Source organism: Paenibacillus sp. 01T424 (genome assembly GCF_056398745.1).
In genome coordinates, this window is record NZ_JBFTPZ010000028.1 from 104,935 (window position 1) to 127,701 (window position 22,767).

A 22,767-nucleotide genomic window follows, 5' to 3' on the forward strand; every position below is an offset into this window, starting at 1 on the left:
TACAAAAAAGTATCAGCTCATAGGAGGATAAACAATGCAACTTCAACAACGTAATAAGTATCTTCAAAGTACGATTCAAACAGCTACCCCAGGACAACTACTTATTATGCTCTACGATGGCGCTATCCGTTTTTGCCGTCAAGGAATTGAAGCGATCAAGGAACAACGTTATTCAGATGCAAATACAAGTCTTTTAAAGGTGCAGGATATTGTAAGTGAGTTCATCATTACCATTGATCGTTCTAACCCTATTTCAGAAAATTTGCTCAAACTATACGAATATTTCAATGCTCGTCTAATCGAAGCAAATATGAAAAAAGATGTAGAGCCGGCAGAAGAAGTGTTAGCCCATCTTATTGATTTAAAAGAAACGTGGATTCAAGCAGCCAAGCAGTACAATCAATTAGCTGCTCAAGCCAATGGAAGTACTTTCAAACAAACACAATCAACCGTTGTCTAATCGAATTAAATGATGGAGTAGCCGCCCAATGGGTGGCTTTATTTTTTTTGCATATCCCGTGACTAGGCAATAAAATTCAACTTTCGACACGATCCGATAAACGGCATAAACAGCTCAAAACCAAAATGTATTCGCTTACAATAAATTGTTTGACAATTCAATAAAGTGGGTGTTATAGTCAAATTGTGGGTTATACAAAGCGATGCCTCACAGTATTTGAAGATGAAGGGAATGTTTGCACATGCAAGGTAAAGTTAAATGGTTTAACGCAGAAAAAGGTTATGGATTTATCGAGACTGAGCAAGGCGGCGACGTATTTGTTCATTTCTCCGCTATCCAAACTGAAGGTTTCAAAACTCTTGAAGAAGGCCAATCCGTCGAATTCGATATTGTTGAAGGCGCTCGTGGTCCACAAGCAGCTAACGTAGTTAAACTGTAATTATCCGGCTGATCCAGCCACACTATAATTTGGATCATTAAACAAGTAACTTACACCAAGCTCCGGGAAACCGGGGCTTTTTTTTGTTGTCTGAAGTAAAATAGGGTGTCCGTGACTAAGTTGTGACAAGTCTAGTAGTTCTATAGTTTTATTTATCTGAATATTCTAAATTGATAAAAAACTATTTTGATTTGAACGCTTACATATGCTATAATAAGACTATGTAAAGGAGGAGTTCCCCATGAACTACAACATTCGAGGTCAACACTTTCAAGTGACAGACGCATTGAGAGACTACGTCGAAAAGAAACTCAGCCGATTGGATAAATATTTTGAAGCACCAATCACCTCCGAAATTAACGTAACACTATCCGTCACCAAAGGGAAACATGCAGTTGAGGTGACCATACCGCTCACCGGTGTCATGCTAAGAGCCGAGGAGAAAAGCGAGGATATGTACGCATCGATTGATCTGGTTGCGGACAAACTCGAACGACAAATACGTAAACATAAAACTAAAGTAAATCGTAAGTTCCGTCAAAGCAGCGGTGTACGCGCTCTATTTAAAGAAGAAGGCTCCGCGGTGGGCGTTCTGGAAGAAGAGGATGATCTAGAGCTCGTTCGTACTAAGCGTTTTGCACTCAAGCCTATGGATGTGGAAGAAGCGATTTTGCAAATGAATATGGTCGGACATAATTTCTTCGTCTTCTCGAATGTGGACAACAAAGAGGTCAGTGTTGTGTACAAACGAAGTGACGGGAAATACGGTTTAATTGAGCAAGGCTAGCCATCATTATACACAACATTGAAGAGCCTTTTCTCCTTTATGGAGAGAGGCTTTTTCTTTTACAATCATCCTCGTTGCGGCGGTGTCGACAAACTGATACAATTTAATGCAAAGAGGCGTTACTACGAAAGGGGAATTCCATGCTCGGATTAGTGAAAAAGATATTTGGTGACCATAACGAGCGCGAGGTAAAGCGGATCCAACGGACGGTAGATGAAATAAATGCGATTGAGTCAAAATTCACTGCTTTATCTGACGATGCGCTTCGCGCGAAAACTGAGGAATTCAAAGCAAGAATTGAAAAAGGCGAGACATTAGATAAAATATTGCCTGAAGCTTTTGCAACAGTTAGAGAAGCATCCAAGCGTACGCTTGGCATGCGTCACTTTGATGTGCAGCTGCTCGGCGGTATCGTTCTTCATGAAGGTAAAATTGCGGAGATGAGAACGGGTGAAGGTAAAACGCTCGTTGCGACACTTCCGGTTTATTTGAACGCGTTGCTTGGCAAAGGTGTACATGTTATCACGGTCAATAATTATCTAGCGCAACGTGATAGCGAGCTTATGGGACAGCTGTATGGCTTCCTAGGCATGACTGTCGGATGTAATCTTCACGGCTTGTCGCATGACGAGAAGCAAGAAGCATATGCATGCGATATTACGTATGGTACAAATAATGAATTTGGTTTTGATTATCTGCGTGACAACATGGTGCTATACAAAGAACAAATGGTTCAGCGTCCTCTTTATTTCTCCATTATCGATGAAGTGGATTCCATTCTTGTCGATGAAGCGCGGACTCCGCTTATTATTTCTGGACAGGCTGCTAAATCAACAGAGCTCTACTTCGCCGCAGACCGCTTTATTAGCCGTTTGAAGCCTGAAGAGGATTTCACGATCGATATTAAGCTTCGCAGCGTTATGCTGACTGAGGCAGGCGTTGAGAAGACGGAGAAGGCATTCCAAATCGAGAACCTATTCGATCATGCGAATGTAACGCTCAACCACCACATACAGCAAGCGCTGAAAGCGAACTTCATTATGAAGCGCGATGTGGATTATGTTGTGGAAGAAGAAGAAGTTGTCATCGTTGATGAATTTACTGGTCGTCTAATGTCTGGACGTCGTTATAGCGATGGTCTTCACCAAGCGATTGAAGCGAAGGAAGATCTGAAGGTTCAGAACGAGAGCATGACACTTGCGACAATTACTTTCCAAAACTACTTCCGTATGTATCGCAAACTTGCTGGTATGACGGGTACTGCGAAGACAGAGGAAGAAGAGTTCAAGCGTATTTATGGACTCGACGTTATTCAAGTGCCTACTAACCGTTCCATGATCCGTAAGGATATTGCAGATGTTGTCTACAAATCCGAACTCGGTAAATTCAAAGCGGTCGTAGAAGAGATCGTAGAACGCCACAGTAAAAATCAACCAGTGCTCGTAGGTACAATTTCTATCGAGAACTCGGAGAAATTATCAGATATGCTGAAGCGCAGAGGCGTTACGCACAAAGTGCTCAACGCGAAGTTCCATGCGGAAGAGGCAGAAATTATTTCGCGCGCTGGTCAAGCGGGCTCCGTAACGATCGCAACGAACATGGCTGGTCGTGGTACCGATATTTTGCTAGGTGATGAGGTTGCTGAACTAGGCGGCTTGCATATCATTGGTACAGAGCGCCATGAAAGCCGTCGGATCGATAATCAGCTGCGTGGTCGTGCTGGTCGTCAAGGCGATCCAGGTTCATCACAGTTTTATCTATCGCTTGAGGATGAGCTGATGCGCCGCTTCGGTTCTGAGAATATTATGGGCATGATGGATAAGCTGGGACTGGATGAGGATCAACCGATTGAGAGCCGGATGATTTCTAGAGCGATTGAATCTGCGCAGAAACGCGTTGAGGGCAATAACTTTGACATTCGGAAAGTTGTTCTACAATACGATGATGTCATGAACCAGCAGCGTGAGGTTATCTATAAGCAGCGCCGTGATATTCTTGGTTCGGAGAACATCCGCCAAGAAGTTATGGAAATGCTTAAGCCTGTCATCGAACGTATAGTTGAAGCTCACTGTTCGGAGGATATTCCGGAGGAGTGGGATCTTCRAGCAATCGTTGATTATGCGCAAGCGAACTTCCTGCAAGAAGGATCTTTGACCAAGGAAGAGATTTGGGGCAAAGAGAAGGAAGAAATCATCGACTACATTTATGCTGAAGTCGTTGCTTCCTATGATGAGCGTGAAGCAGAGCTTGGGGAAGAAACGATGCGCGAATTCGAGAAGGTCGTTGTGCTTCGTGCGGTAGATAGCAAATGGATGGATCACATCGATGCGATGGATCAGCTCCGTCAAGGTATCCACCTGCGTGCATACGGCGGTACGGATCCGCTTCGTGAATATCAATTTGAAGGCTTCGAGATGTTCAAGGAAATGATCGAGAGCATCCACGAGGAAGTTGCAAGATACATTATGAAGGCACGCGTAGAGAGCAACCTGGAGCGTCAAGAAGTAGCTCAAGGCCAAACGACTACAACAAGCGGCGGCGGAGAAGCTATGGAGAAGCGCCCAGCTAAGCGTGAGGACCGTGTAGGTCGTAATGACGCATGTCCTTGCGGCAGCGGCAAGAAATACAAGCAGTGCCACGGCAAGTAAGGAACGGCATCAAATAGCATGGCATAAAATAAAGAATGAACCATTATTTTGAGGTGAAGCGGAAGCTATGATAGACATAACGGTTAAACAAGACCTGCGTGAAATGGCCAAGCGGCTCCAAGAGCTTAGGGGGTCCCTTTGACTTAGATCTTAAGCAAGAAATGATTGCTAATTTCGAGGAGAAGATGACATTCCCTGATTTTTGGGATGATAATGACAAAGCGCAAAGCGTTATTTCTGAGCTTAATGCGGTGAAGTCAGTTGTGGATCATTACGACGGGATGAACAGCGAGCAGGAAGATCTTCAGATGATGCTGGAGCTAGCGGAAGATGAAGGCGATGAGTCGCTTGCATCAGACGTTGTGAGCGGCGTGGAGAAGCTCATGCGCAAGATTAGCGAGTTTGAGCTTCAACTGCTGCTTAATCAGCCTTACGATAAGCTTAATGCGATTCTTGAGCTTCATCCTGGCGCTGGCGGTACGGAGTCTCAGGACTGGGGTTTAATGCTTTACAGGATGTACACGCGCTGGGCGGAGAAGAGCGGCTTCAAGGTTGAGCTTCTTGATTACTTGCCCGGTGATGAGGCCGGTATTAAAAGTGTCACCATTTTGGTGAAGGGCTTTAATGCCTATGGGTATTTGAAGGCAGAGAAAGGCGTACACCGTTTGGTTCGCATTTCTCCGTTTGATTCTGCTGGTCGTCGTCACACGTCGTTTGCTTCCTGTGATGTAGTCCCAGAAATCGATGACAGCATTGAGATCGAAATCCGAACTGAAGATCTGAAGGTGGATACGTACCGCGCGAGTGGAGCAGGCGGACAGCACGTCAATAAGACGGAGTCGGCTATACGTATTACCCACATCCCTTCAGGCATTGTGGTTGCTTGCCAGCAGGAGCGTTCACAAATTCAGAACCGGGAACGTGCGATGAAGATGCTTCGCTCTAAGCTCTATGATCGGAAGATCGAGGAGCAGAGGAAGCATTTGGCGGATATACGCGGTGATCAATCGGAAATCGCGTGGGGAAGCCAAATCCGTTCTTATGTTTTCCATCCATACAGCATGGTGAAGGATCACCGTACTTCTGTAGAGACAGGTAATGTCGGCGCGGTTATGGATGGCGACATCGACCCTTTTATCGATGGATATTTGCGTCATCAGATTCGTCACGAGTAATTTGCGACCATATACAAATGGATAGCTTCAGTGAAGAGTTCCAACACGGTAAACGTGTGGAACTCTTCTTTTTGCGATAATCGGCTTGCGAGGAGATAAAAAGGGATGAAAGAAAGCACGGCGAAGCGGAGAAAAGGTGGACGCAGTTATAGTCCACGAACCCAATCCGTATGGAATATTGTTCAGCTTCTGATTGGTTCAGCTATCGTAGCGATTAGCTTCAATATGTTCATGGTACCTAATGGAATCGCTTCTGGAGGCGTATCGGGTATATCTATTCTCGTCCAAAGAGCAGCAGGCATTACTCCTGCTATCACGCAATGGGCGATTAATATTCCGCTGTTTATTGCGGGTTTGTGGCTGCTTGGCAAACGATTTGGCGCAAAAACAGCGCTAGGATCGATTATTTTGCCGCTATTTGTGCTGCTGTCAAATGGCTGGCCATCACCTACGGACAATCCGCTGCTTGCGGCTATTTATGGCGGTATCGGGGTTGGTCTGGGGCTTGGCCTTGTTTTTCGAGGAGGGGCTTCGACAGGCGGCTTGGATTTAGCTGCGCAAATATTACATCGCTACACAGGCCTTCCGCTTAGCTTAGCGATCGTTTGTTTCGACGGCTGCGTCATTATTGCGGCTGGAATAATCATTTCTCCTGAGGTTGCGCTATACGCTTTGATTGGTTTATTCGTGACAAGCAAGACGATTGATTTTGTACAAAGCGGATTGCAGCTATCTAAGGTAGCTTTTATAATCAGCGACCATTCGGATGAGGTTGCCGAAGCTATTCTTAATGATTTGGATCGTGGTTTGACGCGGCTTGATGGTCACGGCGGATATACTGGCGAAGGGCGTACGGTATTGATGGTAGTAGTCGGTCAAAATGAGGTGCCGAAGCTAAAGCAAATTGTGAAGTCTATTGATCCTGGCAGCTTTGTGATAATTAGCAATACAGCAGAAGTAATTGGGCAGGGCTTCAAGCTGGACAGCTAACAAAATAATATCCAATCGATACCAACAACGAGCTTTTTGTGCTAAAATGAAACGAGAACATTTGTTCTTGTTATGTTGAAAGCATCTCTCAAACAATTCATAAATTGAGCAAAATTATCATCATTTGTTCGTTGTATTAATATGAATTCGAATGTATAATAATACGAAACAATGTGCGTATTTCCATCAACTTCCGAATGTTGTACAATTATAAGTTGTGGAAGAAAACATCCTTTCCGCGTGCGGAAAGAGCAATAGATGAAGCTGCATAGCAGGGGAAAAGACAGCTTGCAGCATCTAGTTTCGGGGAGAGATTAACATGAGCATAAAGGTGAAAATAGCGATTATCGGTTCAACTGGCTATGGCGGTGTAGAACTCATTCGATTGCTCGCATCCCATCCGCTGGCTGAGGTGACATCGGTCATTTCGTCATCCAGCGCAGGTACGTCTATAACAGAAGGATATCCACACCTCATTGGCATTAGCGAAGAGCTGCTTGATGATGTCGATCCTGCTGCGATTAAAGCAAAGGCAGATGTAGTATTTCTAGCTACACCTGCTGGCGTAGCAGCTAAACTGGTTCCAGCTTTGCTTGAAGTTGGTTTGAAAATTATTGATCTATCAGGAGATTTCCGCTTAAAATCGCCAGCATTATATGAGCAGTGGTATAAGAAGCCTGCAGCGGATGAGGCTTACTTGAAGCAAGCCGTGTTTGGCCTTGCTGAAATATACGGCGACCAAGTGAAGGATGCTCCATTTATTTCCAATCCAGGTTGTTACCCAACTGCGACACTGCTAGGGCTTCTCCCAGCTGTCAAAGAAGGCTGGATTGACCCGTCTACCATCATCATTGACGCCAAGTCAGGCGTTTCCGGTGCTGGTCGCGGTGCGTCACTAGGCACTCATTATTCAGAACTTAATGAAAATTTAAGAGCATATAAGCTAAATCAGCATCAACATATTCCAGAAATTGAAATGGTGTTATCTCATACGGCTAATAAGCCAGTCGTGACTACCTTTACAACTCATCTCGTGCCAATGACGCGCGGCATTATGTCTACGATGTATGCTGTCGTTCAAGGCGAGCGGAGCACTAGCGATTTTATTGATCTCTACCGTTCCTACTATGAAGGACGTAAGTTTGTACGTATTCGTCCAGAAGGACAATGGCCATCTACTAAAGAAGTTTGGGGCTCCAACTATTGCGATATCGGCTTTGCCGTCGATGAGCGTACGAATCGTGTAACTATCGTTTCTGTTATCGACAACCTGGTTAAAGGCGCTGCGGGTCAAGCGATCCAAAACTTGAACCTGATGATGGGCTGGGACGAGACGCTCGGTTTGCAATTCGTTCCCGTTTATCCTTAATTAATAACGAAGACATTCCTACTGATCTTATAACCATACTCATACAGGTGAAGGAGATACGATTTTACGATGGGACAGGATAAAACAGCCTTGTTCTCGGTCGTCGCTGACGGCTCGATAACAACGCCTCAAGGCTTCAAAGCAGGTGGATTGCACTGTGGTCTCAAAAAAACGACGCGTCACGATCTTGGCGCAATCGTATGCGAGGTTCCAGCAGCAGCAGCGGGCGTATATACAACGAATGTATTTCAAGCCGCTCCGCTTCAAGTAACTCGTGAGAGTATCGGCGCTGGCGGCGTCCTGCGTGCTGTGCTTGTAAATAGCGGCAATGCGAATGCGTGCACAGGTAAGCAAGGCGAAGCGGACGCATACGAAATGCGCTCTAGATTTGCGGAATCAATCGGCGTATCTTCTGAACAGGTAGCCGTAGCATCTACAGGCGTTATTGGCGAGCTTTTGAAAATGGACAAAGTACGCGCTGGCATCGATGGACTGCCTGCTAAGCTGGATGGAAATCGTACAGGCGCGGATGATTTTTGCCAAGCGATTTTAACCACAGATTTGGTTCAAAAGATGGTATGTGTCGAGCTTGAACTAGACGGCAAACGTGTATATGTCTCAGGTGCAGCCAAAGGCTCGGGCATGATTCATCCGAATATGGCGACGATGCTTGGATTCGTAACGACAGATGCAGCCATCGGAAGCGAAGCGCTTCAGAAGGTGCTGCGCCTTGCGACAGATCTGACTTTCAATATGATTACCGTTGATGGAGATACAAGCACGAACGATATGCTGGTGGCTATGGCGAGTGGACTTGCTGGCAACTCGGAGCTGACAGAAGCCCACGAAGGCTGGGCAGCTTTTGTAGCGGCTATCCGTCATGTATGTGAGGTGCTTGCCAAAGCGATCGCCCGTGATGGCGAAGGCGCAACTAAGCTCGTTGAGGTGCAGGTGAACGGTGCAGTAAGTGACGACTCAGCACAAGCGATTGCAAAGACGGTTATTGGATCGTCACTTGTGAAATCGGCCGTGTTTGGAGCGGATGCGAACTGGGGACGTATTATTGCGGCAGTAGGCCGTGCAGGCCAGCCGGTTAATCCAGAAACAGTGGACATTCGACTTGGCGATATTTTGACGCTTGAGCAATCCCGTCCTGTTGTGTTTGATGAAGAGGTTGCCTTGGAATATTTGAAAGGCGATACCGTTGTTATTCGCGTTGACTTACATAATGGCGAAGGAACGGCAACAGCATGGGGCTGCGATTTGACCTATGACTATGTTCGCATTAATGCGGCATATCGGACATAAGCAAAGTAGATGCTTGGAGGGTATGGAACAGTGACGGAGCAACGATTTGTAATGAAATGCGGAGGCAGTACGCTAGCGGCGCTTCCTAACAGCTTTTTTGACGAGTTGCGGGAGCTTCAGCTCTCTGGCGTTCTTCCGGTCATCGTACATGGCGGTGGTCCAGCGATATCGGAAACGCTTGGCAAGCTGGGAATCGAGACGGGATTTGTTAATGGTCTGCGTGTAACGAACGATGCTGTGCTTGACATCGTTGAGATGGTACTTGCAGGGCGTATCAATAAAGAAATTGTGCGTAAAATTCAAATCAACGGCGCGAAGGCACTCGGACTATCCGGGGTGGACGGCAAGCTCATTCAAGCGCAGCCAGTTGCGAATGCTGCCGAGATTGGTTTTGTTGGCGACGTAACCGATGTAAATGCTGAGATTATTGAAGGTGTTATGGGCATGGGTTACATTCCGGTTATTGCACCTATCGGTATTGATGATCAAGGACAGCGTTACAACATTAATGCGGATACGGCTGCAGGCGCTGTTGCGTCCCATCTCGGAGTAGAGCGAATGATCGTTGTAACGGATGTGCCAGGCATTCTCAAAACAGTAGATGGACAGAAGCAGGTGCTTCCTGTTGTCTCCGTTGCTGAGATCGAAGAGATGATAACGAGCGGTGAGATTTACGGCGGCATGATTCCAAAAGTTCGCGCAGCCATTCAGTGCATTCAAGGACGTGTGCGTGAAGTTGTGATCGTAAGCGGCGAGGAGCCAGGTGTGCTGACGAGAGCGGTACGCGAAGGCGGCGTCGGTACACGAATTGTTCAAATCCATGAAGGGCGGGTGTAAGGTCGATGAGTGAAACGAATGCAACAGCTGCAGCTGACCAATCTCTTTTTCCAACCTATGCAAGATATCCAATGGCATTGGTAAAAGGTGAAGGCAGCTGGTTATGGGATGATAAAGGAAATAAATATCTTGATTTTATGAGCGGTATTGCCGTTACAAATCTAGGGCATGCTCCTAAACAAATCAAAGCGGCGCTTGTTAAGCAGCTCGATGAATTGTGGCATGTATCAAATCTGTTCCATATTCCGAACCAAGCGGATGCAGGCAAGCTCATTACCGACAATAGCTGCGCGGATGCTGTTTTTTTCTGCAACTCGGGTGCTGAAGCGAACGAAGCGGCTATCAAGCTTGCACGCCGTTACAATCAGAAGGTACTGAACAATGGTCGGTTCGAAATCATTACTTTTGAGCAATCGTTTCATGGCCGTACGCTAGCTACGCTTACGGCAACTGGCCAGGATAAGGTGAAGGAAGGTTTTGCGCCGCTGCCGGCTGGCTTCAAAACCATCCCGCTGAACGATTTCGCTGCGCTTGAAGCGGCTGTATCTGATCAGACTGCAGCAGTCATGCTGGAAATGGTGCAAGCGGAGGGCGGTATTTATCCGGTTGATCCAGACTATATGAAGGCGCTTGTTGCGTTATGCGAGAAGCAAGGCATCCTTCTTATTGTGGATGAGATTCAAACAGGAATGGGACGTACAGGCAAGCTGTTCGCATATGAGCATTACGGCATTGAGCCTGATATTTTCACGATGGCGAAAGGTCTTGGAAGCGGGTTTCCTGTTGGCGCTATGGCAGCAAAGGAAAAGCTTCGTGATGGCTTTACGGCAGGCAGCCATGGCTCAACATTCGGCGGAACGCCGATTGCAACAGCAGTTGTAAAGGCAACTCTTGAGACAATTGTTGGCGAGAATTTATCGGAGCGCGCAGCGCAAAAGGGCGAATATCTCATTTCGCAGCTTCGCGAGAAGCTTGCGGGAAATGAATTTGTTCATGAGGTTCGCGGACTTGGCCTGCTAGTAGGAATTGCATGCGCGGAGCCGATTGCCGATATTTTGAACGAGGCTCAGACACGTGGTCTAATCGCCATTTCGGCAGGGCCAAATGTCATCCGCCTATTGCCTAATTTACTCGTTACGGATGAAGAAATAGATATTGCTGTTGCGTTATTAGTCGAACTATTGGAAGCGAAGCGACCAGTCGTTAAATCATAAATGCTAGAACATTGTTTTAAGCTGAAGGAGGGCTCTACCATGCAAGGAATAGTAAACGAGGATTTGGCGCAAAGCTTGAAGGGGCGCGACTTTCTCATGCTGGTTGATTTTAAGCCAGAGGAAATTCGTTACTTGATCGACCTAGCGATTGATTTGAAGCAAAAACAAAAAGCAGGCGAAACTCATCATATTCTAAAAGGTAAGACGCTTGGCATGATCTTTGAAAAATCGTCTACACGTACGCGCGTATCGTTCGAAGTTGGGATGTATCAGCTTGGCGGTCAAGGTCTATTCCTAAGTGGAAATGACCTGCAAATCGGTCGCGGCGAAACGATCTGGGATACAGCCCAGACGTTGTCCCGCTATCTAGATGGAATTATGATTCGTACATTTGCGCATCGCAAAGTGGTTGAGCTTGCTCGTGGAGCGACGATTCCGGTTATTAACGGTTTGACGGATCTTTCACATCCATGCCAAGCGCTTGCAGATTACCAAACCATTCTTGAGCAAAAGGGTCGTTTAGAAGGCTTAAAAATTGCCTATATCGGCGATGGCAACAATATGACTCATTCCCTGTTGATGGGCGCTGCGAAGCTTGGCCTTCATATGTCTGTTGCGACTCCTGAGGGTTACGAGCCGGATGCAGATATTATTCAGCAAACGAAGGATCATGCTGCTGAAACAGGCTCGCAAATTCACATTTGCCGCGATCCGAAGGAAGCTATTGCTGACGCTGATATCGTGTACACGGATGTGTGGGCGAGCATGGGGCAAGAAGCAGAGCAGAAGGAACGCGAGATTGCTTTTGCGGCATATCAGGTTAATGAGGCGATTACAAAATATGCGAAGAAGGACTATCTCTTCATGCACTGCTTGCCTGCACACCGCGGCGAAGAAGTGAGCGAAGGCGTAATCGACGGCGATCGTTCGATTATTTTCGACCAGGCAGAGAACCGTCTTCATGCACAAAAAGCGATTATGGCAGCAATTATGTCCTAGCTTAAACGCTATAAATATATGAATTTATTCGAAGGGAAGTAAAACAATACTATGGCAAAAGAAAAAATCGTACTCGCCTACTCCGGAGGCTTGGATACTTCGGTTATCCTCAAATGGTTGAAAGAAACTTATGACGCAGAAATCATCGCATTTACAGCAGATATCGGTCAAAAGGATGAGCTGGACGGCTTGGAAGCAAAAGCACTGGCAACGGGCGCTTCTAAAGTGTACATCGACGATCTTCGCGATGAATTTGCCAAAGACTTCATCTACCCGATGTTCCAAGCAGGAACGCTTTATGAAGGTCAATATTTGCTCGGTACTTCCATTGCCCGTCCGCTTATCGCTAAGCGTATGGTTGATATCGCTCGCGAAGAAGGCGCAGCTTATATCGCACACGGTGCTACAGGCAAAGGCAACGATCAGGTTCGTTTTGAGCTGACTGCTGCTGCACTAGCTCCTGAGATCGGCGTTATCGCGCCATGGCGCCTTGAAGCATTCCGTGAAGAATTCCCGGGTCGTGCGGAAATGATCGCTTATGCAGAGAAACACAATATTCCAGTTACAGCGTCTGCTGCGAAGCCTTATTCGACAGACCGCAACCTGCTGCATATCAGCTTCGAGAGCGGCATGCTGGAAGATCCTTGGTTCGATCCTAGCTCTGAAGAAAACGAAAGCATGTATGTGCTAAGCGTATCTCCTGAGAACGCGCCGGATAAAGCAGAATATGTTGAGCTTACTTTTGCAGAGGGCAATTGCACAGCTATTAACGGCAAAGAGCTTAGCCCGCTAGAAGTTATGGACACGCTGAATGAGCTTGGCGGCAAGCACGGCATCGGACGCGTTGATATGGTTGAGAACCGTTTCGTCGGCATGAAGAGCCGCGGCGTGTACGAAACACCGGGCGGTACAATCTTGTTCACAGCTCACCGCAAAATGGAATCTTTAACAATGGACCGCGAGGTTATGCATCTTCGTGATTCATTGATTGCAAAATATAGCCAGCTCGTATACAACGGCTTCTGGTTCGCTCCTGAGCGTCTTGCTTTGCAAGCACTTGTGACAGAATCGCAAAAAAATGTGAGCGGCGTTGTTCGCTTGAAGCTGTACAAAGGAAATGTTATCGGAGCAGGCGTACAAAGCCCAGTGAGCTTGTACAACCCTGATATTGCAACGATGGAAGCTGATCCAACGCAAGCATACGATCAAGGGGATGCGACTGGCTTCATCCGTCTGAACGCATTGCGTCTAAAAGTATCGTCGGCAGTTAGCAATAAATAAGGTTTACAAGGGAGTGTTACGAACCAGTGAGTAAATTATGGGGCGGTCGTTTTACAAAAAAAACGGACCAATTGGTAGAGGAATACACAGCATCAATCATGTTCGACAAGGAACTCGCTGAAGAGGATATTCAAGGCAGTCTGGCGCATGTAACGATGCTGGGCAAGCAAGGTATTCTTCCGCTGGATGACGTTGAGAAGATTAAGGACGGGCTGCACCGCGTCCTTCAACGCATCAAACGTGATGATATCGAGTTCTCAATCGGAGACGAAGATATCCATATGAATATCGAAAAGACGCTAATCGATGATGTTGGCTCTGTAGGCGGCAAGCTGCATACAGGACGCAGCCGGAACGATCAAGTGGCGACGGATATGCATTTATGGCTTCGCAAGCGCGTTGTCGAGTTCGTAGATATGCTTTATAAACTTCAATCTGCACTTATCAAGCAAGCAAAAGCTAACATTGATACCATTGTACCTGGTTACACGCATTTGCAGCGTGCGCAGCCGATCTTGTTTGCACATCATTTGATGGCTTACGTATCGATGTTTGGACGCGATATTGAGCGTTTGCAGGATAGCTACAAGCGCATCAATGTACTTCCACTTGGAGCAGGCGCTTTGGCAGGGACAACCTTCCCAATCGATCGCCATTATGTGGCGAGCCAGCTTAAGTTTGACCGCGTTTATGAGAACAGCTTGGATGCGGTAAGCGACCGTGACTTCATTGTTGAGTTTCTTGCGGACGCATCGATCATCATGATGCATCTTTCGCGCCTTAGCGAGGAGCTCATCCTTTGGTCGAGCACGGAATTCCACTTTGTTGAGCTGGACGATGCATTCTGCACCGGCAGCAGCATTATGCCGCAAAAGAAAAACCCAGACGTACCCGAGCTTGTTCGCGGTAAAACGGGACGCGTTTACGGAGACCTTGTTGGCTTGTTGACGGTTCTTAAGTCACTGCCTCTTGCTTACAACAAAGACATGCAAGAAGACAAAGAAGGCATGTTCGATACGGTGAAGACGCTGCAAGGCGCGCTTCAATTGTTCGCTCCAATGATCGCAACGATGAAGGTGAACAAGGAACGGATGCGTCAAGCCGTTAACCAGGACTTCTCGAACGCAACAGATATTGCAGACTTCCTTGTTGGCAAAGGCTTGCCTTTCCGCCAAGCGCATGAGGTTATCGGGAAAACGGTATTGTATTGCATCGAGCAAAACAAATACTTGCTAGACCTGACGCTGGAAGAGTTCAAAAAGTTCTCATCGTTGTTCGATGATCGCATTTATGCCGTGCTTCAACCAGAACAGGTTGTTAATGCTCGTAACGTTTACGGCGGCACAGCAAAAACACAAGTGCAAGATGCGATTGGACGCGCAGAGGTGGCTCTTGAGCAAACTGCAGCTTGGGTGACTGAGTATCTTGGACGCAGCAGATAATAGAGTTCGCTCTTTAGCGAAATAAGGTTTATAAAATAAAAAGCAGTTCAGCGTTGCCTTGGAGGCAGCGATCTGAACTGCTTTTTTTGCTATATTCATTAACAGCCCGCACTTTGCTTGCATCGTTCTCCTAAAAAACGCCGTCCTCAAGCAGGGGCTCTGTCGTTTGCTGTGGCGGAGTCGGCGTTGCCGACGGCCCCTTGCCGCCTTTCATTGGACCAATCTCGATGATGGTTGGCTGAGCCTTGTACGTATCGCGTGACAAGCGGTCACGGGAGATAACCTTGCCGTCACGCGTAAACGTACGGTATGTTTCTACAACATAACCTTGTTTTCCTGATTCCACAGTAACCTTCTGGCCTGGCGATAGGCGAGAATTTGTTTTCTCCTGAATAGCAGGGGCAATCGTTTTGAGCGTTACCGATTCGATATCGTATTTTTCGTTTTCTTTCATCGTACCGAACAGCTTGATCGTCAGTTTGCGATCATCTACTGAGGTGCGAATGATGAGATATTTGCCCGTTGTGTTTTTGAAACGAAAGTTAATCGCACCACCTGCATAAGTAGCATCTTGGCCAATAGGCAAATAAGCAACCGGCAAAGAGTGATTGCGCCGTTCAACAATTTCTAGCCCTGCTCGAAGAATAGCATTATAAAGTGTACTTGAGACTTGGCAAATACCGCCGCCGATACCTGGAACAAGCTTGCCGTTCAAAATAACGGGCGCCTCGCGATACTCATATAATTCCTCTGCTCTCGTAATGAGCTTGTCATAATCAAATATTTCATCTGGCGCAAGCACCCAATCATTGAGCGTTTCTGCCGTTACAGTCACGTTATGGGCACGTCCTTCTGCGCTCGTCCTGAAATCAGTGGAAAATGATATAATTTTTCGTTCAATGCCTTCATCCTTCAATTTCTCAAGCGTCACCTCCGGATGAATGACGGTAATTGGCAGCTCAGCTTCAAAAGCCTTCTCAACAGGTGCTCCGATATTCTCCCTTTTTATGATAACCCAATCATTTACCTGATCGGTAAGCTTTCCAGTATCCAAGCGAAAAGCATCGACATGCGGTTCGTAGATGACTTGGTCGGTATCTGTGATCCTTCGGACAGCATTTTTGGTTGCACTCTTTTCAATCCAGCTCCACTGCTTGCGAAGTGCGGCATCAAAGGCGTCTGAATTCCAAGCTTGTGAGAGCTCATATTGCTTGGGGAACTGATAGCGGTAAACGGCACGATCCCATATTTCACCTTCGTCCAGCTTCAATAATGCCTCGCGAATGGTTTTGAATTCCGCTTTATACCCAAGCTCGTTTACGGTCCACTGCTTACTGTCGCCAGCATTAGCAGCGGCATGAATAGTAATGGTGCGCTGCTGCAGCGAGCTCTCATATTCCTCAAGCAGCTTAAGGGCATCTGTTACTTGCATGCCGCCAACAGCGATGCCGCCGGCATCAACCCCATCAGGAACTGTTTTTTGCTGTGCATAATTCCAAATAAAGCCCCAACCTACTGCTGCAATAAGAAGCAGCGATGCTGCGATGATAATGCCAATATGGATACGTTTTATGATACGAAACACTCCTTTCTGCGTGTCAAGCAAAAACGCCTTCGGCGACCTAAGGGCGCTGAAGCGGTTTTGACGGAGAAATATAAGCCCTTTATAAGCTAACAAACTTATAAATGCTTATATGTTAAAAAAGCAGTCTTATATGTATATGCTGCTTACTCTGCAATTTTGTCTAATACGTTTTAGGAGGTTGATTCGACAATTGCTTCGATTATGAGATTTGTGAAAAATGAGGAAAGCGAGCTCCTTATGAAGGAATTCAGCACAAACTGTCGAAATAGTAGTACTGACTATAAACAGGATGTGATAATGTGATTGAGATGCAAGACATATGGAAAACGTACACCGACGGAACGCATGCGTTAAAAGGCGTCTCTGTTCGTATAGATCGCAACGAGTTTGTTTATCTAGTAGGACCATCAGGTGCAGGTAAGTCAACATTTATGAAGTTGATCTATCGTGAGGAAGTACCGACAAAAGGACAGATTTCTGTTAATGGATTTAATATAGGAAAGTTGAAGCCGCGAAAAATCCCATTTGTTCGACGAAATATTGGCGTTATTTTTCAGGACTTTAGACTATTACCCAAATTAACCGTATTTGAAAACGTTGCATTTGCCATGGAGGTTATAGAAGCCCCAACCCGCGTCATTAAGAGGCGAACGATGGAGGTGCTTGAACTCGTAGGACTGAAGCATAAGCATGCAAGCCTGCCGGCACAGTTGTCGGGCGGTGAGCAGCAGCGTGTATCGATTGCACGAGCGATTGTAAATAACCCATCTGTTATCGTAGCGGACGAGCCCACAGGCAACTTGGACCCGGAAACGTCGCTGGGCATCATGAACTTGCTTGAGGAAATCAACTTCCGCGGTGCAACCATCGTAATGGCTACCCACAATAAAGATATCGTTAACTCCATACGCAAGCGCGTCATTGCAATCGAGAACGGCAATATCGTACGTGACGAGGCTAGAGGGGAGTACGGCTATGAAGCTTAGAACTATACTCCGTCATCTGCGAGAAGGCGCCAAAAACATCATTAGAAATGGCTGGATGTCGTTTGCTTCAGTAAGCTCGATATTTATATCCTTGTTCATTCTTGGCGTGTTTTTATTGCTCGCACTCAACGTCAATTCCATGGCGGCACAGATCGAGAGTCAAGTGCAAATTCGTGTGTTCTTACAGCTAAATGTAGACAAAGCGAAGATAACAGAGCTTCAGAACAAAATCGGCAATTTAACAGAGGTAAAGCAAGTAACATTTGTGTCTAAAGCAGAGGGACTAGAGCTGCTTCGTAAAAACCTTGGTGATGAGAACAAGGATTTGCTGGATGGTTATGAGAAGGAAAAAAATCCGCTGCCGGATTCATTTACGGTAGAGGTTTATGAGCCGCAATCGATCGAGGATGCAGCAAAACAGATCGATGCGATCAATAAAGCAGATGAGCTTATACCGATTGCCAAAATCAAATATGGACAAGGCACGGTCGAGACTCTTTTCAAAATTACGAATGCTTTGCGTTACATAGGTATCGTCGTTGTTGTAGGTCTATCCGTAACAGCAATGTTCTTGATCTCGAACACGATCAAAATGACCATTATCGCAAGACGCAGAGAAATTGGCATTATGAAGCTGGTTGGCGCGACGAATTCATTTATTCGCTGGCCGTTTTTCATTGAAGGTGCACTGATTGGAATTATTAGCTCGGTTATTACAACGGTAGCTGTGCTTGCAGGTTACTCACAGCTTGTGAAGTTTACGCAAATGGAATTATCGCTAATGATGATTAAGCTCGTCACGGTAGAGGAGTCAGGAATGCTGACTGCCACGCTGCTCATCGTACTCGGAACATTAATCGGCATTTGGGGCAGCACGATCTCGATACGCAAGTATTTGAAAGTGTAGGAGGATGCGAAAGTGAAGAAGAGGAAATGGCTGTTATTCACAGTTACGATGATGCTTGCGGTATTTGTTATGCAACCAACAGGAGGAGAAGCTGCTTCTCTTAGCGAAATAAAGAAACAAATAGCTGCCGCTAAGGCGGAAATGAAGGAAGCGGAGCAACGCGCAGCTAAAGCTGAGCGCCAAGCCGCTAATGCTCATAATCAGGCTAAGACAGCAGAGAATGAGAAGGTAACTATCCTTGGGAAAAAAACAGAAGCGGAAGCTTCTATCGCTAATTTGATGGCAGAGATTGATAATGTCGTCATCAACAAAACAAAGATGCAAGCACAAAGCGATGCGAAGGAAGAAGAACTGCTGCAAACCGGCCTTGAGCTGGAGCAGGCTGAAGAGCGTGTAGTGACACGCGATGAGCTGCTGCAATCTCGCATGCGTCTTATGTATACGAACGGTTTTGTATCTTATATGGACGTACTCTTGAGTGCGACTAGCTTTACAGATTTTATTGATCGATTCGATGCTCTTCAATCGATTCTGTCGCAGGATCGGGATATTTTGGCGGAGCAAAGAGAAGAGAAGGAGCTTGTTGCTCAGAAGAAAATAGAAGTAGAGAAGCAATTTGCTGAAGTGAAAAAGATTTATGAGAAGCTGGAGCAGTATGAAGCTCATCTAGTGAAGAAAGAGCAAGAGAAAGAAGTTATGATTGCCAGCTATAATACAAATATCAAACAACTGGATAATAAGCTTGTACAAATCGACTCCACGTTAGAGGAGCTCGAGGGCATCAGCAAAGAGCAAGAGGAGCTGCTTATGGCGCTTGCTGCGAAAGTATCGAAGTTGAATGCAGAGAAAAACAAAATATCGAATCCGTATACGGGCGGTAAGCTGGGTATGCCGATAAGGGATAACTATCGCGTAAGCTCAAGCTTTGGCACACGGGTTCATCCGATTACAGGCAAAACACACACTCATACAGGAACGGATTTTGCAGCACCGCAGGGAACAGATATTTTCGCAGCGGAAGACGGTGTTGTACTCGTTGCCCAAAAGTGGAGCACATACGGAAATTGTGTCATTATTGACCATGGTAATGGCTTGTGGACTCTTTATGGACATATTCGTAATGGTGGAATCAAAGTTGAAAAAGGCGAAACCGTCAAGAAAGGCCAGAAAATTGCTGAGGTTGGCAGTACAGGCAATTCGACGGGGCCACATTTACATTTTGAAGTGCGTAAAAACCAAACTCCTGTTAATCCAGGCGGATATTTAAAATAGGCAATCTTTCATAAAATACATCAAGAGGCAGCCCCTGTGGCTGCCTTGTTTAAAATCAAACATAAAATAAATGATAAAGTGATCATTTTTACCGAATAATGCAAATAATTGTAAGCGGCTTGTCATATACTAGTGTGGTCTTAAATCTAAGACCGTGTAAGATGAGAAGGTGGTGTAGACAGGTGCATTTCAAAGGACGGACAGTATTCGCGTTCGTTATGCTAACGATGATTGCATCCGTACTCGTTACGCTAACGATCGCGGACCAAATGATTAAACCGGACAAGCCAGCAGCGCCTGCTCTTTCAGCAGCGGCAGCTGATGACGGTGATCGCTTCAGGCTTAAAAAAGAAGAGCTGACGAAGCTTAATGCGGTGCTGGAATTAATTGAAACAAAATATTATCAGAAGGTCGATCGCATGGAGCTGCTTGATGGTGCTGTAAGCGGAATGATGTCGTCGCTGGATGATCCCTATTCCGTTTACATGGAGAAGGACGTAGCTAAGCACTTTTCGGAATCGATCGAAGGCTCGTTTACAGGTATCGGAGCAGAGGTTACGCTTGAAAATGGACGGGTTGTCGTCGTTTCTCCGATTAAAGGCTCGCCGGCAGAACGTTCCGGCCTATTAGCGAAGGATATTTTGCTTTCGGTTAACGGTGCGAAGCTCGATGGACTGAATTTGCAGGATGCGGTAGCGAAGATTCGTGGTCCAAAAGGAACCAAAGCGAAAATTCAAGTACAGCGTGTCGGTTTTTCTGATCCGATCCAGCTCGTGCTCATTCGCGACGATATCGATGTGGAAACGGTATATGGCAGCCTGCAGCCGGATGGTACAGGCGTCATTGAAATCAGACAATTCTCACTGCATACGGCAGAGCGGTTTAAGCAGGAGCTCGCGAAGCTGGAGGAGCAAGGGATGAAGGGGCTTGTTCTTGATGTGCGCAACAATCCTGGAGGCGTGCTTCCCGTTGTTGTAGAGATCGCTCAAACCTTCCTAGCTAAAGGTACGACAGTCGTACAGGTAGAGGATCGTGAAGGAAACCGGGAAAAAACGCTGTCGAAGGGACAAGAAAAAACGTACCCCATAGCGGTTCTTATGAATAAAGGGAGCGCAAGCGCATCGGAAATATTGGCAGGAGCTTTGCAGGAAAGCGCGGGAGCGAAGCTCGTTGGCGAAACCTCCTTTGGCAAAGGCACTGTTCAAGTAAGCTACAACAAAGCGCTTGGCGACGGAAGCCTGCTCAAGATGACCATAGCCAAATGGTTAACGCCTAAGGGCAATTGGATTCATGAAAATGGCATAAAACCCGATCTTACGGTACAGCCGCCGGATTTGTATACCGTTGCAAGACTTACCCTATCCGAGACGTTAAAGCAGGATATGCTGGGCGAACAAGTACGGAGCGTTCAAATTATGCTGCATGGTCTTGGATACCAACCTAAGCGTGAAGATGGTTACTTCGGAGCGGAGACGGCAGAAGCCGTTAAGAAATTCCAATCCGAGCATAGCTTGCCGGCCACGGGACAGGTCGATAAGCAAACGGGTGAAACGCTTGAGAAGGAAGTCATTAAATGGATTCAGGATAAAAAGAATGATAAGCAGCTGCTTGAAGCAATTAAGGCTGTAGGCAGGAAATAATACGCGCATGTCGAATGAATAAGAGGTTGACTCTGTTTAACAGGGTCGGCCTTTTATTTTTTTATGTTTATAAGGATATGGGGAACGAGCGAAGGAGTGTTAGCTTTGGAAACGGCGATCGAGTTATTGGAAATGCTCGGGCAAGCGGCTGTCCAATTAGTTGCACAGCCATTTTATTATATTGCGGTGTTATTCATCATTTTACAGTATACAAGGCAAATACGAGTGGAGAGGCAGATGTTTGCAGTAAAGCTACATCATTGGCCAAGCTTGGTTTTTAAGGCGATGTTAACGGGTCTTTTGATTGGTGTAGCGGTTTCCATTGCAGGAGCATTCGTTGGCGTATCGTTAACAGGAGAAGCTGTACTTTGGCTTTGGGCAGTTGCGGCTATCTTAATGCTGATTCGAATTAGATACTTATGTTTTGCGTACAGTGCAGGAGTCATTACTCTTCTTCAGTGGCTGCTCGGGTGGACAACGCTTACGGAGCGGACGGATTGGCTCGGGTCATTGGCTGTCTCCCTTGCAGGAATTGATGCTGCTGGTTTGCTTGTGCTCGTTGCGCTGCTTCATCTTGCAGAAGCCGTTCTTGTTCGCTGGCAAGGTGATCGATTATCGACGCCATTATTTCTTGAGGGTAAACGTGGAAAGCTCGTTGGTGGCTATATGCTGCAGGGCTTTTGGCCAGTCCCGCTGCTTATGCTGGTACCGACTGGGGCGAGCGGATCATCTATGACGGCATTGCCGTGGACACCATTATTTGGAGCAGATTGGTCGCAAGGCTGGTCGTTCGTAGCGTTGCCTATGATTATCGGATTTACGGAAATGACACGTTCTTTATTGCCGCGTGAAAAAGCGAAGCATGCCTCGAAAGGGCTGCTGCTGTACAGCATATGCTTAGCTGTCGCAGCAATTCTGGCTTGGTGGCAGCCTATGCTGCTGCCGCTTGCTGCACTGGTTTCACTGCTGCTGCATGAAGCTATTATATGGAGAAGCCGTGTGAGAGAAGCGGCTTTATCGCCATTATATGTGCATGACTCACGCGGGCTGCGAATATTAGGAATCGTGCCTGGCACTCCAGCGGCATTAATGGGGCTTTTGACAGGCGAGATTTTGCACAAGGTTAATGGTGTGCGTGTGCGGACAAAAGAAGACCTTTATGAAGCACTTGTTCAAAACTCCGCATTTTGCAAGCTGGAAGTATTAAATCTTGAAGGTGAATTAAAATTTGCGCAACGGGCGCGATTTGCTGGTGAGCACCATCAGCTCGGGGTCATTCTAGCTCCCGATGAACAGGCCAACTATTATGCATCGGCTGGGCCAGCGTCGTTGCTGCAGCTGCTGCGCAGCTATCATGCTTCTAATCGGCGTGATGCGCAGGCGGAGAGAATGGACAGCTAGTTATAGCTCGAAATAAAAAGGCTCGAA

At 46.5% G+C, this 22,767-nt stretch carries 19 protein-coding genes; 18 read left to right on the forward strand and 1 reads right to left on the reverse strand.

The features are described from left to right. The first annotated feature begins 34 nt into the window (after positions 1–34). The 13 genes from fliS to argH all read left to right on the forward strand — a co-directional run bounded on the left by fliS (position 35) and on the right by argH (position 14,949). Positions 35–460: a flagellar export chaperone FliS gene (gene fliS / locus AC1DPK_RS21005; RefSeq protein WP_477511518.1), complete on the forward strand. Its 426-nt coding sequence runs from the start codon at positions 35–37 to the stop codon at positions 458–460. Between the two features lie 241 nt (positions 461–701). Then, positions 702–899, forward strand: a complete 198-nt coding sequence (locus AC1DPK_RS21010; RefSeq protein WP_028608231.1) for a cold-shock protein — start codon at positions 702–704, stop codon at positions 897–899. 241 nt (positions 900–1,140) lie between these two features. Next, complete coding sequence (gene hpf / locus AC1DPK_RS21015) at positions 1,141–1,686, forward strand: ribosome hibernation-promoting factor, HPF/YfiA family (RefSeq protein ID WP_441874782.1); 546 nt, start codon at positions 1,141–1,143, stop codon at positions 1,684–1,686. A gap of 140 nt (positions 1,687–1,826) precedes the next feature. Next, the gene (secA, locus tag AC1DPK_RS21020) at positions 1,827–4,334 is read left to right on the forward strand and encodes a preprotein translocase subunit SecA (RefSeq protein WP_477511519.1); all 2,508 of its coding nucleotides are present in this window, start codon (positions 1,827–1,829) and stop codon (positions 4,332–4,334) included. Between the two features lie 67 nt (positions 4,335–4,401). After that, positions 4,402–5,509 (forward strand): peptide chain release factor 2 gene (prfB, locus tag AC1DPK_RS21025; RefSeq protein ID WP_441874784.1). Its coding sequence is split into 2 segments (ribosomal slippage): positions 4,402–4,473 and positions 4,475–5,509, totalling 1,107 coding nucleotides; the frame shifts between segments, so codons are not numbered across the junction. A 105-nt stretch (positions 5,510–5,614) separates the two neighbouring features. Continuing rightward, the gene (locus AC1DPK_RS21030) at positions 5,615–6,499 is read left to right on the forward strand and encodes a YitT family protein (protein WP_477511520.1); all 885 of its coding nucleotides are present in this window, start codon (positions 5,615–5,617) and stop codon (positions 6,497–6,499) included. Between the two features lie 319 nt (positions 6,500–6,818). Next, on the forward strand, positions 6,819–7,868 hold the full coding sequence (gene argC, locus AC1DPK_RS21035) for an N-acetyl-gamma-glutamyl-phosphate reductase (RefSeq protein WP_076266174.1): 1,050 nt from the start codon (positions 6,819–6,821) through the stop codon (positions 7,866–7,868). Between the two features lie 69 nt (positions 7,869–7,937). Next, positions 7,938–9,176, forward strand: coding sequence for a bifunctional ornithine acetyltransferase/N-acetylglutamate synthase (argJ, locus tag AC1DPK_RS21040; protein ID WP_477511521.1), 1,239 nt, complete (start codon positions 7,938–7,940; stop codon positions 9,174–9,176). 9 nt (positions 9,177–9,185) lie between these two features. After that, a complete protein-coding gene (gene argB, locus AC1DPK_RS21045; RefSeq protein ID WP_477511522.1) occupies positions 9,186–10,013 on the forward strand; it encodes an acetylglutamate kinase in 828 nt (275 codons plus the stop codon). A 5-nt stretch (positions 10,014–10,018) separates the two neighbouring features. Beyond that, positions 10,019–11,227, forward strand: coding sequence for an acetylornithine transaminase (locus AC1DPK_RS21050; RefSeq protein ID WP_477511523.1), 1,209 nt, complete (start codon positions 10,019–10,021; stop codon positions 11,225–11,227). Between the two features lie 39 nt (positions 11,228–11,266). Next, a complete protein-coding gene (argF, locus tag AC1DPK_RS21055; RefSeq protein ID WP_339205333.1) occupies positions 11,267–12,226 on the forward strand; it encodes an ornithine carbamoyltransferase in 960 nt (319 codons plus the stop codon). Between the two features lie 51 nt (positions 12,227–12,277). Continuing rightward, complete coding sequence (locus AC1DPK_RS21060) at positions 12,278–13,507, forward strand: argininosuccinate synthase (protein ID WP_477511524.1); 1,230 nt, start codon at positions 12,278–12,280, stop codon at positions 13,505–13,507. A gap of 26 nt (positions 13,508–13,533) precedes the next feature. Beyond that, positions 13,534–14,949 (forward strand): argininosuccinate lyase, encoded by a 1,416-nt coding sequence (gene argH / locus AC1DPK_RS21065; RefSeq protein ID WP_477511525.1) that lies wholly within the window; start codon positions 13,534–13,536, stop codon positions 14,947–14,949. Between the two features lie 130 nt (positions 14,950–15,079). Here the strand turns inward: argH and AC1DPK_RS21070 are convergent, their stop codons facing one another. Continuing rightward, positions 15,080–16,555, reverse strand: coding sequence for a VanW family protein (locus tag AC1DPK_RS21070; RefSeq protein ID WP_477511526.1), 1,476 nt, complete (start codon positions 16,553–16,555; stop codon positions 15,080–15,082). Between the two features lie 278 nt (positions 16,556–16,833). Between AC1DPK_RS21070 and ftsE the strand changes: the two genes are divergently transcribed. From ftsE to AC1DPK_RS21095, 5 genes are all read left to right on the forward strand, one after another. Further along, complete coding sequence (ftsE, locus tag AC1DPK_RS21075) at positions 16,834–17,520, forward strand: cell division ATP-binding protein FtsE (protein ID WP_076266167.1); 687 nt, start codon at positions 16,834–16,836, stop codon at positions 17,518–17,520. Continuing rightward, positions 17,510–18,427 (forward strand): permease-like cell division protein FtsX, encoded by a 918-nt coding sequence (gene ftsX, locus AC1DPK_RS21080; RefSeq protein WP_076266166.1) that lies wholly within the window; start codon positions 17,510–17,512, stop codon positions 18,425–18,427. Before ftsE ends, ftsX begins: the two co-directional genes overlap by 11 nt. Positions 18,428–18,439: 12 nt before the next feature. After that, positions 18,440–19,699 carry a murein hydrolase activator EnvC family protein gene (locus tag AC1DPK_RS21085; RefSeq protein WP_256710788.1) on the forward strand — a complete coding sequence of 420 codons (1,260 nt, stop codon included), beginning with the start codon at positions 18,440–18,442 and terminating at the stop codon, positions 19,697–19,699. Between the two features lie 182 nt (positions 19,700–19,881). Beyond that, positions 19,882–21,339, forward strand: a complete 1,458-nt coding sequence (locus AC1DPK_RS21090) for a S41 family peptidase (protein ID WP_256710787.1) — start codon at positions 19,882–19,884, stop codon at positions 21,337–21,339. A gap of 105 nt (positions 21,340–21,444) precedes the next feature. Beyond that, positions 21,445–22,740, forward strand: a complete 1,296-nt coding sequence (locus AC1DPK_RS21095) for a PDZ domain-containing protein (RefSeq protein WP_477511527.1) — start codon at positions 21,445–21,447, stop codon at positions 22,738–22,740. The last annotated feature ends 27 nt before the right edge of the window (positions 22,741–22,767 follow it).

Excerpts from the sequence above, each read along its gene's own strand:
- fliS (WP_477511518.1), top strand. The coding sequence starts at position 35 with ATGCAACTTCAACAACGTAATAAGTATCTTCAAAGTACGATTCAAACA.
- AC1DPK_RS21010 (WP_028608231.1), top strand. The coding sequence starts at position 702 with ATGCAAGGTAAAGTTAAATGGTTTAACGCAGAAAAAGGTTATGGATTT.
- hpf (WP_441874782.1), top strand. The coding sequence starts at position 1,141 with ATGAACTACAACATTCGAGGTCAACACTTTCAAGTGACAGACGCATTG.
- AC1DPK_RS21030 (WP_477511520.1), top strand. The coding sequence starts at position 5,615 with ATGAAAGAAAGCACGGCGAAGCGGAGAAAAGGTGGACGCAGTTATAGT.
- argC (WP_076266174.1), top strand. The coding sequence starts at position 6,819 with ATGAGCATAAAGGTGAAAATAGCGATTATCGGTTCAACTGGCTATGGC.
- argJ (WP_477511521.1), top strand. The coding sequence starts at position 7,938 with ATGGGACAGGATAAAACAGCCTTGTTCTCGGTCGTCGCTGACGGCTCG.
- argB (WP_477511522.1), top strand. The coding sequence starts at position 9,186 with ATGCTTGGAGGGTATGGAACAGTGACGGAGCAACGATTTGTAATGAAA.
- AC1DPK_RS21050 (WP_477511523.1), top strand. The coding sequence starts at position 10,019 with ATGAGTGAAACGAATGCAACAGCTGCAGCTGACCAATCTCTTTTTCCA.
- argF (WP_339205333.1), top strand. The coding sequence starts at position 11,267 with ATGCAAGGAATAGTAAACGAGGATTTGGCGCAAAGCTTGAAGGGGCGC.
- AC1DPK_RS21060 (WP_477511524.1), top strand. The coding sequence starts at position 12,278 with ATGGCAAAAGAAAAAATCGTACTCGCCTACTCCGGAGGCTTGGATACT.
- ftsX (WP_076266166.1), top strand. The coding sequence starts at position 17,510 with ATGAAGCTTAGAACTATACTCCGTCATCTGCGAGAAGGCGCCAAAAAC.